The following is a 12,874-nucleotide window of genomic DNA, read 5'->3' as shown; positions in this document are numbered from 1 at the left end:
CCTGCATTGAGCCAATAGAGCAACTCCAGGAAAAGTGCGTAGCGGTTTTCCGTCCGGAATTGCGAGAAAATAAAAAACAGAGCGGTTCGGAGATTCCGTGAAAAGCTGAACCGCTCTAGGCGAAAGCGATAGCCGGCGCATTGCGCTGATGCGCCGGCATCTTGCACAAGAATTCGCACCGGTGGCGTTGCCAGCCGGTGCGATCAGCTTTTGTCTTAGTAGCCGAGGTCCTTCTTCTGCTCGTAGACCTTCTGCGGATCGTCAGCCTGCGTGTAGAGTTTGGACTCGGTCTGGATCCACTTCGGCGGCTCTTTCTTGGTCTTCAGATAGGCATCGAGCGCGTCGAAGGCGGGACCGGCCATGTTCGGGGTCAGTTCCACGGTTGCGTTCGCTTCGCCGGCAGCCATGGCCTTGAAGAGATCCGGAACCGAATCGATCGACACGGTCAGGATGTCCTTGCCCGGCTTCAGGCCTGCTTCCTTGATCGCCTGGATGGCGCCGACGGCCATGTCGTCGTTATGGGCATAGAGCGCGCAGATGTCCTTGCCGCCGTTCTCAGCCTTCAGGAAGCTTTCCATGACTTCCTTGCCCTTTGCGCGGGTGAAGTCGCCAGTCTGACTGCGAACGATCTTCAGGTTGTCATGACCCTTAATGGCCTCTTCGAAGCCCTTCTTGCGGCCGATGGCCGGCGAGGAACCGGTCGTGCCCTGCAGCTCGACGATGTTGCACTTCTTGTCGCCGACCGTCTTGACGAGCCAGTCGCCGGCAACCTTGCCTTCATGAACCAGGTCCGACGTGACGGCCGTCAGGTAAAGATCCTTCGGCGCATTGACCGTGCGGTCAAGCAGGATGACGGGGATCTTGGCTTCCTTGGCTTCCTTCAGGACAGCATCCCAGCCGGTCTCGACGACGGGTGCCAACAGGATCGCATCAACGCCCTGTGCGATGAAGGAACGGATCGCCTTGATCTGGTTTTCCTGCTTCTGCTGCGCGTCTGCGAACTTCAAGTCGATGCCGCGCTTCTTCGCTTCCTGCTTCGTCAACGTCGTTTCGGCCGCACGCCAACCGGATTCCGAACCGATTTGCGAGAATCCGACGACCAGGTCTTTAGCCGATGCCGACGTAAACATGCAGGCAGCAAGCATCGTGGCACTGATCAGTGCAGTCTTCAATTTCATGATGTCCTCCCAAAGGCCGTTTCCTCAGGCCTGCAGTCAAAAAATCATATAGTAATACTTTTGTAAATCGGCATTCGATGACGCAGTGCAACAAAAAAGGGCGCCTTTGGGCGCCCTTTCTCAACTTAGACTATTTCGTCTGCTTATTTCGAAGCCGGCAGCTTGTCGTCGACGCCTTCGATGTAGAAGTTCATGCCGAGTAGCGTGCCGTCATCAGCCTTTTCGCCAGCCTTCAGCCAGGGCGTACCGTCCTGCTTGTTGATCGGGCCGGTGAAGGGAGCGAGCTCGCCGGACTTGATCTTGGCTTCGGTCTCCTGAGCCATCTTCTTCACGTCGTCAGGCATGTTCGTGTAGTCCGCCATCTTCAGGATGCCGTCCTTCAGGCCGTCCCAGCTCTGCTCGGACTTCCACTTGCCATCCAGCAGTGCGTGAACGCGCTTGGAGTAGTAGTTGCCCCAGGTGTCGACGATCGCCGTCAGCTGCGCCTTCGGGCCAGCCTTGATCATGTCGGAAGCCTGACCAAAAGCATGGATGCCGCGTTCTTCGGCAACCTGCATCGGCGCCGTCGTGTCGGTGTGCTGCGTCAGGATATCGACGCCCTGGTCGACCATCGCCTTGGCGGCATCGGCTTCCTTGCCGGGATCGAACCAGGTGTTGACCCATACGACCTTGAGCTTGAAGCTCGGATCGATCGAGCGGGCGCCCTGCTCGAAGGAATTGATGCCCATGACGACTTCCGGGATCGGGAAGGACGCGATGTAGGCAGCACCGTGATTCTTCGACGTCTTGGCGGCGATCTGGCCGAGGATATAGCGGCCTTCATAGAAGCGCGAGTTGTAGGTCGCGAGATTCGGGCCGCTCTTGAAGCCGGTCGCGTGTTCGAACTTCACCTTCGGGAACTTGGCGGCAACCTTGACGGTGGCGTCCATGAAGCCGAACGAGGTGGAGAAGATCAGCGAGCAGCCGGAGCGGGCGAGACGCTCGATGGCACGCTCGGCATCCGGGCCTTCCGGCACGTTTTCGAGATAGGGCGTCTCGATCTTGTCGCCGAATTCCTTCTGGATCTGCTGGCGGCCGAGATCATGCGCCTGCGAATAGCCGCCGTCCGTGTGCGAACCGACATAGACGAAGCAGACCTTGGTCGGCGCCGCTTCGGCGCCGGCGGCGAAACCAACGATGGCGGCGGCTGTCGTTGTGAGGGCGAGTGCTAGTTTTTTCATGGTTACCCCTGTTGGTTTGACATGTTTTACAGAAATCGGTCCGGTATTGCGATCAACGCTCCGGAACGAAGGCCTTGCCGAGCGACGCTGGCGTATTGATCAAGGTCGCGCGACGATTTTGAGAGATGATGACGAGAACCACAATAGTCGATGCGTAAGGCAGCATCGACAGGAACTGCGAGGGAATGCCGACGCCAAAACCCTGCGCGTGAAACTGCAGGATCGTTACAGCGCCAAAAAGATAACCGCCGGCCATGACGCGCATCGGTCGCCACGACGCAAAGACCACGAGGGCCAACGTCACCCAGCCGCGACCGGCCGACATGTTCTCCACCCATTGCGGCGTGTAGACGAGCGAAAGCTGTGCGCCCGCAAGGCCCGCGCAGGCGCCGCCGAACATGACGGCCAGATAGCGCGTGCGGATAACGTCGATGCCAAGTGCATGGGCAGAGCCATGGCTATCGCCGACGGCACGCAGCTTCAGGCCGGCGCGGCTGCGGAAGAGGAACCAGTTGACGCCGACGAGCAAAGCGATCGAGAGGTAGAAGGTCAAGTCCTGCTTGAACAGCACCGAGCCGATCAGCGGAATATCCGACAGGAAAGGGAAGACGATCTCGTGCAGTTGCACACCGGGCACGCTGACATAGCCTTCACCGATCATGCCGGAAAGACCGAGCCCTAGAATGGTCAACGCCAGGCCGGTTGCCACCTGGTTCGTCACCAGCGTCAAGGTCAGGAAGCCGAACAATAGCGAGAAGAGCGCCCCGGCGATGATGCCGGTCAGCAGGCCGACATAGGGCGATCCGCTCATCTGCGCGCCAACGAAGGCGGCGACGGCGCCGATGATCATCATGCCTTCAACGCCGAGGTTGAGCACGCCGGAGCGTTCCACCACCAGCTCGCCGAGGCCGGCGATGACGAGCGGCGTCGATGCTGTGATGATGGTGAGCAGAATGGCTTCAAACACGCTCATGCCGCACCTCCCCGAACCCGCGACCAGACCAGGCGGATCTTGTAGTAGATCAGCGTGTCGCAGGAGAGCACGAAGAACAAAAGCAAGCCCTGGAAGACGCTTGCCGCCTTGGCCGAAATCCCCGGCGACAATTGCGCCGCCTCTCCACCGAGATAGGTTAGCGCCAATACGAGACCCGAGAGGATGGCTCCGAGCGGATTGAGGCGTGCCAAGAAGGCTACGATGATGGCGGTGAAGCCATAGCCCGGCGAGATCGCGGGCTGCAGGTGGCCGATGGAACCCGAAACCTCGGATATGCCGGCCAATCCCGCCAATGCTCCGGAGAAAAGGAAGGCGAACCAGACCATTTTCCGCGAGGAAAAGCCGGCGAAACGCCCTGCCCGCGCCGACTGGCCGAGCACCACGATTTCGAAGCCTTTCAGCGTGTATTTCATCAGGAACCAGGCAAGGATCGCGGCAACCACGGCAAAGACGATGCCCCAATGCGCGCGCCCGGAATCTTCCCAGATCGCCGGCAGAACCGCTTCGGGCGGGAAGTCGATGCTCTGCGGGAAATTATGGCCCTGCGGATCGCGCCACGGCCCGCGCGACAGCCAATCCAGAAAGAGCTGTGCGATATAGACCAGCATCAGGCTCGTCAGGATCTCGTTGGTATTGAAATGCGCTTTCAGGAGTGCCGGAATGGCGGCATAGAGCGCGCCGCCGATGGCGCCGGCAATCAGCATCAAAGGCAGCACCATCGGCGAATGCCAATCGGTGAAGACAATCGGGATGAAGGAGCCAGCGACAGCTCCCATCGTGAACTGGCCTTCGGCACCAATATTCCAGTTGTTGGAGCGATAGCAGAGGCAAAGGCCGACGGCGATCAGGATCAGCGGGCCGGCTTTGATCGCCAGTTCATGCAGCGACCAGACTTCCAGCAGAGGCTCGACGAAGAAGGCGTCGAGCGCCTCGACGGGATCCTTGCCCATGAGGGCGAACATGATGGTGCCGGCAATCAATGCCAATGCGAGGGCAAGAAGGGGCGACAGGAGGCCGAACAGCTTCGAGACCTGCGGGCGCTTTTCAAGTTCAATGCGCATGTGCAGGCTCCGAATGCGTCTTCGATTCATGCAGGCCGCCCATCAGCAGACCGATCTTTTCGCGGGTCAGCTCGCCAGCCGGATAGGACGGAGACAAACGCCCTTCCGAGATGACGGCAATATCGGTCGCGACTTCGAAAATCTCGTCGAGATCCTGGCTGATGACGACCACGGCCGAACCATCGCGCGCGAGATCGACCATGGCCTGACGGATACGGCTGGCGGCGCCGGCATCCACGCCCCAGGTCGGCTGGTTGACGACAAGAACGCTCGGTTGACGGTCCAGCTCGCGACCAACGATGAACTTCTGCAGATTGCCGCCGGACAGCGCGCCGGCAGTGGGATCCTCGCCGCTCTTGCGCACATCCATCGCCTCGCAGATCCGCTTCGTCGCTTGCCGGACGGCGCCGTGTCTGATGATGTTGAGGAACCGGCCGCTCAAAAACGCCTTGCGATCCGACTGATTGCGAGCGAGCACGAGATTGTCGGACAGCTTCAGCGCGGATACGGCAGCATGGCCGTGACGCTCTTCCGGTACGAAACCAGCGCCGAGCAGCCGGCGCGCATTGATGCCCTTGGTGCCGACGCCTTCGCCGCGCAACCGAACCAAGTCATCAGACGCGACGGCATATTCGCCCGACATGACATCGAACAATTCGCCCTGCCCGTTTCCGGCCACGCCGGCTATCGCCAGTACTTCACCGGCACGCACGCGCAATGAGAGATCTTTCAGGGACATGGCAAAGGGAGTGCGCGCAGGAGCAGAAAGGCCGGCGACTTCCAGAAGGACGTCCCCTTTCTTGTCCATGCCGCCATGCTGTACGCTCGCGACATCGCTGCCAACCATCATGCGGGCTAGCGACCCCGTCGTTTCCTGCCGTGGATCGCAAGCACCCGTTACTTTGCCATGACGAAGAACCGTGGCGCGCGAACAGATGCGCTGCACTTCCTCCAGCCGGTGGCTGATATAAAGTACTGAGCGCCCTTCGTCGCGCAGCTGGAACAGGGTCTCGAACAGGCGATCAGCCTCCTGCGGCGTCAGAACGGAGGTCGGTTCGTCGAGAATGATCAGCTTCGGATTCTGCAAAAGTGCGCGGAGGATTTCGATGCGCTGCCGCTCGCCAACCGAGAGGTCGGCAACATGTGCATTGGGATCGAGCGGCAGGCCATAAGCTCGCGAAAGCTTCGCCGCCTCTTCCGCGATCTTGGCGATCGGAATATTGCTGTCTAGCGAGAGTGCGATGTTTTCCGCGACGGTCAGCGCCTCGAACAGACAAAAATGCTGAAATACCATGCCGATGCCGAGCTTGCGCGCCGTGCCCGGTGCATCGATCGACACAGGCTGGCCCTGCCAGACGATCTGCCCATGCGATGGTTCAAGCACGCCGAACAGCATTTTGACCAGCGTGGACTTGCCAGCGCCGTTTTCGCCTAGAAGGGCATGAATTTCGCCCGGCTGAATTTCAAGATCGATTTCGTTGCAGGCTGCAAAACTGCCGAACAGTTTGGTCAGTTTGCGAACCGACAATAGTGCACCGCTTGCCGGCGCATCGGATGACGACACGTTCCCCTCATTTCCTTCCCACCGACCTGTCCTTTACGGATCTATGGGATCAGTAGTGTAGTTCCACTCGTTTTCCTGGCTTCCAGATCCGCGTGCGCGCGCCCAGCATCGCCCAACGGATAAGTCTGATGAATATTGATACGCACTTTGCTGCTTTGCACAACAGCAAATAACGCCTTTGCACTGGCTCTCAACTCCTCAGGCGTGCCGACATAGGCAAAGAGGCTCGGCCGCGTCGTGAAAAGCGAACCCTTCTGATTGAGGATGGCGAGATTGAAGTTCTCGATCGGACCGGAAGACTGACCGAAAGTGACCCACATGCCCCGCGGCTTCAGGCAATCGAGCGACTGAGGAAACGTGTCCTTGCCGACGGAGTCATAGACGACATCGACGCCCTTGCCACCGGTGATTTCTCGCACACGATCGGCAAAATTCTCCTTGCTGTAGTCGATGACGTGGTCATAACCATGCGCCAAGGCCAATTCGACCTTTTCAGCCGAGCCTGCCGTTCCAATCACCGTCGCAGCACCGAGGGCCTTGGCCCATTGGCCGGCAATCAGGCCGACGCCGCCGGCTGCCGCATGAAACAGCAGCGTCGTTCCAGGACCGACCTTGAAGGTGCGGTTCAGCAGATATTCGGCTGTCATGCCCTTCAGCATCATGGATGCTGCGGTTTCGAGCGGGATATCGTCGGGCACCTTGACGAGATGGCGGGTCTCGATGTTGCGCTCGGTGCTGTAGGCGCCATCGCTGCCGACATAGGCAACGCGATCACCGACGGCAAAGTCGGTCACGCCGGGGCCGACTTCGGTGACCGTACCTGCGGCTTCCTTGCCGAGCGGCAAAGGAAAATAGGGCGCCTTGTAGAGGCCGGAGCGGAAATAGACGTCGATGAAGTTGAGGCCGATCGCGGCATGACGAAGCTGTACCTCGCCCGCGCCCGGAGGCGGCAGATCCACCTCCTCCAGCTTCATGACCTCAGGACCACCATTTTCATGGATACGGATAACTTTGGTCTTCTTCATAATGCGTCTTCCTTATTGGCGTCCGAGGGACGGGAAAAACTGCAGCACGGCACCAATGCAATAAAGATAAATACCACTGATGATGAAGAGGACAACGGCCCATTGCGGCATGACGAAATGCATCAGCAGCGAATAGATGCCGAGCGCCGACCAGAAGAGAAATATGCCAAGGTTCAGCGGCCGCAAACGCTTGACGCGCACGGGATGCAGAAAGTTGATCGGCAGGAAGGTCAGGACGACGGAAAAGCCGACGAGGATCATGGCGGTCGTCGCGCTGGCGCCGATGACGAAAAGCGTGAAGATCACCATGTTCCAGACGACCGGAAAACCGGAGAAGAAATACTCATCCGTCTTCATGCCGGTATCCGCGTAATAGATGGCGCTGGAGACCACGATCATGCCGGCGGCGACGAACGACCAGGGCTGGCCGATCATGCCGCTCTCATAGAGCGCGAAGGCCGGAAGCAGCACATAGGTCACGTAGTCGATGATATTGTCGAGCGTGTCACCGGACCAGTTGGGCAGCACTTCCTTGACGCGAACCTTGCGCGCAATCGGCCCATCGATGCCATCGACCAGCAGCGCCAGGCCGAGCCACCAGAACATGTCGACAAAGCGATGCTCGGATGCTGCAACGACGCCGAGAAAGGCGAGAAACGATCCGGATGCCGTCAGGATATGAACGGAGAAAGCACGCATCTCCGCGTAAGGCACCCGCTTGTAATTGAAGATTTTCATCCGCCCCACGATTCGTCAGCTTATGCGCCTGCCCCGGCAGGCGGTTTTTTCGCTAATATGCATCCTTTGGTTTGCACCGCCAGCACAAAAGCGTCGATCCCGGCACGCTAGCGCGACTTACTGTCATTTTCACCCATTGCGATGTTTCATCCCATGGATTTCAACAGGCTAAGCGCCTATTTTCAGGACAAGAGGCAATTGAGGCATCGATATGAAGCAGATTGAAGTGGCCGTTATCGGCGGTGGCCTGGCCGGCATGATTACGGCTTTCGCGCTCGCGCGCAGCGGAAGGTCCGTCGCCCTTGTCGCCGCGCCACACAATAAAGCCGACAAGCGGACGACGGCGCTGATGGATCAATCGATCCGCTTTCTGGAGCGCCTGACGCTGTGGGACAGGATCGCGCCTTCTGCGACGCCGCTGACCACTATGCGCATCATAGACGGTACGTCACGGCTGCTGCGGGCGCCGACTGTCTCGTTCCGCTCGTCGGAAATCGGCCTGGAGGCCTTCGGCTACAATATTCCGAATGCCGTAATGCTCGACAATCTGAGCGAAGCCATCAACGCGGAAGGCAATGTGAGCCGCATCGAAGCCACCGCTTCCGAAATCACCTTCCGCGATGATGGCGTATCGATCGCCCTCGACAACGGCGGTTCGATCGATGCCGCATTCGTCGTCGGCGCGGACGGCCGCAATTCGATGGTGCGTGAGACGCTTGATATCAAGACCAAGGGCTGGTCCTATCCGCAATCGGCGATGGTTCTGAATTTTTCACATAGCCTGCCGCACCAAAACATCTCCACGGAGTTCCACACGGAAAGCGGTCCCTTTACGCAGGTGCCGCTTTCCGGCCAACGCTCCAGTCTTGTCTGGGTGCAGAAGCCGGCGGAAGCGGCTGCCAATGCGGAGAAGTCGCTCGAAGAGCTCGGCCGTCTGGTCGAAGAGCGAATGCAGTCAATGCTCGGTCAGGTCACGATCGAAGACAGCGTGCAGGTCTGGCCGCTTTCCGGCATGACGGCCTATCGCTTCGGCAAGGGTCGCGCCGCGCTGATCGGCGAAGCAGCCCACGTCTTTCCGCCAATCGGCGCGCAGGGCCTCAATCTCAGCCTTCGCGATATACTGGCGCTGACGGAGATCCTGAATAAGCGTTCGGACCTGCCGATCCCGGCAACATCCGGCGACAGTTTTGATCGCAAGAGACGCGCTGACATCATCAGCCGCACGGCCAGCGTCGATCTCCTCAATCGCTCGCTTCTGTCGGATTTCCTGCCCGTGCAGATGCTGCGTGCAACCGGCCTGCATGTGCTTTCCGCCATCGCTCCGCTGCGCAACATCGTCATGCGCGAGGGCATAGAGCCTGGCGGCGGCTTGCGCAATTTTTCGTCGGCATTACGTGAAAAGCTGCGCCGGTAAGACGCCCGACTTTATCAGATAGAGAACAACGGAAACCGTCACCACGGAACAGGCCGTGGTGATCAGGATGGTAGCGGAGGCCCGCTCCTGCCAGACGCCATATTGCTGACCGATGACGAAGACGTTCGTTGCCGTCGGCAGGGCCGCCAACAACACGGCCGCCTCTATCCAGATCGGATCGAAGCCGCCGACGGCCTGCAAAACGATATAGACGACAAGCGGATGCAGGATGAGCTTTGCGGGTACGATATAGCCAATCTCGACCGGAATCCGCTTCAGCGGACGCAGCGCAAGCGTTACCCCCATGGCGAATAACGCACAGGGTGCAGCCGCTTGCGCGAGATAATTGACAAATCGCTCGAAGGCGGCCGGCTGATGTAGCGAAAGCGCCGCCACGACGAAACCAAACGCGGTCGACAGGATGAAAGGGTGCAGCAGAACCTTGCGTGCGATATCCACAGCAACGCGCCACGGCGAGCGCCTATCGCCGCCTTCCAGCGCCATCAGCGCGGGCGCTACGATGAAATGCAGTGCGTTTTCAAAGCACACGATCAACGCCACCGGAACCGCGGCCCTTTCACCCAGCGCCAATAGCGCAAGCCCCGGCCCCATATAGCCGATATTGCCGTAAGCACCGGCAAAAGCCTGAATCGTACAGTCGGCGAGCGAATTGCGGCGCAGGAAGCGGCCGATCAGAAACAACAGCAGAAAAATCGAGTAGGTCGCGGCGATATCGGTGGCGATAAAATCGACCCGGGTCAGCTGTTCGATCGGCGTCTGCGAAACAAGCTTGAAGAACAGCGCCGGCAATGCCGCGTAGATAATGAACGTATTCAGCCAGCCGAGCGCTTCTGCCGGCTGCTTTGTAACGCGTGCTGCGACATAGCCGATCAGGATCAGGCCGAAGAATGGCAGCAGCAGACCAATGATATCAGCCATGGGGGTCAGCCATCAGGCATGTTCCATTTTGCCGGGGGAAACGAGGGCGAAAGATATCGCCCGACTTAGCCGATTTTCATCAGGATTGGAAAGGTCTGCTGAAACCAGATCGCCATATCGCTGACATAGCCGAAGATGAAGGCGAGGCCCGTCAGCACCAGAAGCCCGCCCATGCCCTTCTCGACCGTGCCGAGATGGCGGCGGAATCGGGACAGAAAGCGCATGAAGGCACCGGAAAAACCGGCGGCAATCCAGAAGGGAATGGCAAGCCCGAGCGAATAGACGGCGAGCAGTCCGGCGCCGGCGCCGACCGTTTCACGCGAAGCGGCAATGCCGAGGATGGCGCCGAGCACCGGGCCGATGCAGGGCGTCCAACCGAAGGCGAAGGCAAGGCCCATGATATAGGCGCCCGTCAGCGTCGCAGGCTTGCCGCCGCTCTGGAAGCGCGCCTCACGGGCGAGAATGCCGATGCGGAAGACGCCAAGGAAATTCAGCCCCATGATGACGATGATGAGGCCGCCGATCTTGGCAAGAATATCGAGATGCTGGCGCAAGAGCATGCCGATGGAGGACGCACCGGCGCCGAGCGCGACGAACACGGTCGCAAATCCCAAGGTGAAGAACAGCGCCGACATCAGCACATTGCCGCGAACGCTCGGGCCAGGAACAATCGGCCCCCCCGCTACGGCTGCACCACCGCCACGAAACTGCTCGACCGAGATCCCGGCCATGTAGCAGAGATAAGGTGGCACGAGCGGCAGCACGCAGGGCGAAAGAAATGAAAGCGCTCCGGCGAGCAACGCGCTCAGAAGCGAGATATCGGCAAGCGACACGATGGACTCCAGCTATGTCATTCCGATTCTTTCCTAACGGCGCGGGTATCGGAAAGCCAATCACCTTTTCGAGCGGGCTTGGCATCTTGCCTTAAAGTTGTCGGAATTGAGATACGCACAGCCATGCACAAAACCCCGGTTTTCCCCGGATTTTCCGGGCGTGACCAACGGTCGCGCCACTGCCAAATGAACGAATTGCTTTTGCAAAAATATTGGTCCAAGCTGTTGATGTTCGTCGAACAACGTACATTCCACCCCAGCTAGTCAGCGGAGGAAAAGCCCCCATGAGAATTGCTACTATGTTCACGACTGCAGCCTTTGTCGCACTCTTCAGCGTAAGCGCGATGGCACAAACGGCAACTACCCCCAGCACCACGACAACGACTACCCCGAGTGCAACGACGTCGGCTCCATCAACGACCACCACGACGAAGCCGAAGGCAATGAAGCCTGCTCAAACTGCCGTTTCCAAGGCATGTTCGGCCCAGGCCGACGCCAAGGGCTTGCATGGAAAGGCCCGCGCCAAATTCCGAAGCGATTGCAAGAAGAACGGCGGCAAGGCCTAGAAACTCGTTTCACTCTCGAATCGTGGTCAACTTTACCGTCCAGCTGGCGGTAGAGTTGATCGCTACGGCGCTCTCATCAAATAATTCTGACGAAAAGACCGAGCAGCAGCGTCGCAATGTCGTTGCTGGATATGATCGTTTGTCCTGTGAACCTTTCGTTGGATGTATCCCATTGTTTTTATGGAATTCCGGACGGAAAGCCGCTTGAGCACTTTTTCCTGGAACACTCTGGGGGCTGGCGCCATTGATGCCGGCCCGAGCAAGTAAGCATTATCCGGATATCGCCCGCCAGCTATCGACATCGATCATGACCCTGGCCCTCCCAAGGCCGCGCGGCAATAGCAACGTTCTGCAATAAACGAGACAAACCCGGGAAACCCGCTGAAATTAGAGTCCATCCCTATCCGGTCGAATCAATAGACGGAGCAGGAAGTTGAGACCCGCCATAAACCCTCCCCCTTCGGAAGCAGCATCACAGACAAACTATCTGACCGCCTGCCTTTTCGCCTTAGAACCCTCCATCGAGAGCTTGGTTGCTGCGGCGATGAAATCAGGCTGGAAGCGCGAATATGTTCTTCTTGCCATCATGGCCATCGCGATGAACGACGGCAGTACAAATGGATCGTCATCCCAGTCATTGCATTCGTGAATGATGGAGAAGCAAGTCACCCACGCAAACCGCAACGGCACCGCCGAAACGATTATCGTCGCAGTGCCACTTCGTTGGCCTGCGAGATTATCTTCTCCCTATGGGAAACGGTGCATGAAACGCATGAGCCACTGTCCAACACAGGTATCACTCATGCATTTCCAGGCTTGCGCTCCTTTGTCAGCGGATCGACTTTGCCCTCCGCAAGCCTGTTGCGGGGATCGGCGACGAGGGAAGCCTCGTCCTTATCCTCATTCGGCTGATCGCCCTTGCGCACCTTGCTGTGCTGTATCTTCGCCAAAGCTTGCTTCTTCTCGCGCCCGCCATGCGATTCACTTTGCCGATCCCGTGCCAAGCTGCACCTCCTCTCTGTTGAAAAGGGAACTCACGTGATGGGATTAGGTTCCGGTGGGAATAACAACACCGTCATATTCGGCGATCTCCCATCCAACTACCGAGCAGGTTTCGGAGGATTGCCGTCTTCGAAAGTGACAAAGCGCCATCCTACTGTACTTTTAGCGACACATAATATTATAATGCGACGATAGACACGAAACGAATCATGAATCTCATGCGTTTAAGCTTCACTGCCATGTGAGGAAAGCTGATCATGACGTCGATCGAAAAGAAGAAGCTCGCGCGGCTTGTTATGCTCAAATTGCTACCGATCTTCGGTGGCCTGACGGCTGTTGC

General features: G+C 58.6%; 12 protein-coding genes. 2 read left to right on the top strand and 10 right to left on the bottom strand.

The features are described from left to right. Positions 1 to 215: 215 nt before the first annotated feature. From ytfQ to pcsA, 7 genes are all read right to left on the bottom strand, one after another. Positions 216 to 1,178: a galactofuranose ABC transporter, galactofuranose-binding protein YtfQ gene (gene ytfQ / locus GA0061100_RS10350; protein WP_075852562.1), complete on the bottom strand. Its 963-nt coding sequence runs from the start codon at positions 1,176 to 1,178 to the stop codon at positions 216 to 218. 143 nt (positions 1,179 to 1,321) lie between these two features. After that, positions 1,322 to 2,398 carry a BMP family ABC transporter substrate-binding protein gene (locus GA0061100_RS10345; protein ID WP_075852561.1) on the bottom strand — a complete coding sequence of 359 codons (1,077 nt, stop codon included), beginning with the start codon at positions 2,396 to 2,398 and terminating at the stop codon, positions 1,322 to 1,324. 52 nt (positions 2,399 to 2,450) lie between these two features. Further along, positions 2,451 to 3,371: an ABC transporter permease gene (locus GA0061100_RS10340; protein WP_075852560.1), complete on the bottom strand. Its 921-nt coding sequence runs from the start codon at positions 3,369 to 3,371 to the stop codon at positions 2,451 to 2,453. Next, positions 3,368 to 4,453: an ABC transporter permease gene (locus GA0061100_RS10335; protein ID WP_075852559.1), complete on the bottom strand. Its 1,086-nt coding sequence runs from the start codon at positions 4,451 to 4,453 to the stop codon at positions 3,368 to 3,370. The genes GA0061100_RS10340 and GA0061100_RS10335 overlap by 4 nt, the downstream gene beginning before the upstream one ends. Beyond that, complete coding sequence (locus tag GA0061100_RS10330) at positions 4,443 to 6,017, bottom strand: ABC transporter ATP-binding protein (protein ID WP_075852558.1); 1,575 nt, start codon at positions 6,015 to 6,017, stop codon at positions 4,443 to 4,445. Before GA0061100_RS10330 ends, GA0061100_RS10335 begins: the two co-directional genes overlap by 11 nt. A gap of 41 nt (positions 6,018 to 6,058) precedes the next feature. Continuing rightward, entirely contained in the window at positions 6,059 to 7,042 is a 984-nt protein-coding gene (locus GA0061100_RS10325; RefSeq protein WP_075852557.1) for a quinone oxidoreductase family protein, read from the bottom strand. Between the two features lie 12 nt (positions 7,043 to 7,054). Next, positions 7,055 to 7,780, bottom strand: a complete 726-nt coding sequence (gene pcsA, locus GA0061100_RS10320; RefSeq protein WP_075852556.1) for a phosphatidylcholine synthase — start codon at positions 7,778 to 7,780, stop codon at positions 7,055 to 7,057. Positions 7,781 to 7,991: 211 nt separating this feature from the next. On the opposite strand from pcsA, the gene GA0061100_RS10315 reads away from it, so the two are divergent. After that, entirely contained in the window at positions 7,992 to 9,194 is a 1,203-nt protein-coding gene (locus GA0061100_RS10315) for a UbiH/UbiF family hydroxylase (RefSeq protein WP_075852555.1), read from the top strand. On the opposite strand, the gene GA0061100_RS10310 is transcribed toward GA0061100_RS10315, so the two are convergent. Further along, the gene (locus tag GA0061100_RS10310) at positions 9,171 to 10,133 is read right to left on the bottom strand and encodes an AEC family transporter (protein WP_075852554.1); all 963 of its coding nucleotides are present in this window, start codon (positions 10,131 to 10,133) and stop codon (positions 9,171 to 9,173) included. The genes GA0061100_RS10315 and GA0061100_RS10310 overlap by 24 nt on opposite strands. Positions 10,134 to 10,198: 65 nt before the next feature. After that, positions 10,199 to 10,966 (bottom strand): cytochrome c biogenesis CcdA family protein, encoded by a 768-nt coding sequence (locus GA0061100_RS10305; RefSeq protein WP_075852553.1) that lies wholly within the window; start codon positions 10,964 to 10,966, stop codon positions 10,199 to 10,201. Positions 10,967 to 11,250: 284 nt separating this feature from the next. On the opposite strand from GA0061100_RS10305, the gene GA0061100_RS10300 reads away from it, so the two are divergent. Beyond that, positions 11,251 to 11,532 (top strand): PsiF family protein, encoded by a 282-nt coding sequence (locus GA0061100_RS10300; RefSeq protein ID WP_075852552.1) that lies wholly within the window; start codon positions 11,251 to 11,253, stop codon positions 11,530 to 11,532. 800 nt (positions 11,533 to 12,332) lie between these two features. Here the strand turns inward: GA0061100_RS10300 and GA0061100_RS10295 are convergent. After that, positions 12,333 to 12,536: a hypothetical protein gene (locus tag GA0061100_RS10295; RefSeq protein ID WP_075852551.1), complete on the bottom strand. Its 204-nt coding sequence runs from the start codon at positions 12,534 to 12,536 to the stop codon at positions 12,333 to 12,335. Positions 12,537 to 12,874: the final 338 nt, after the last annotated feature.

This window comes from Martinezella hainanensis (genome assembly GCF_900094555.1).
Lineage (GTDB): Bacteria > Pseudomonadota > Alphaproteobacteria > Rhizobiales > Rhizobiaceae > Rhizobium > Rhizobium hainanense.
Note: the sequence above shows the minus strand (reverse complement) of the source record. Positions and strands in the feature narration are given on the sequence as shown.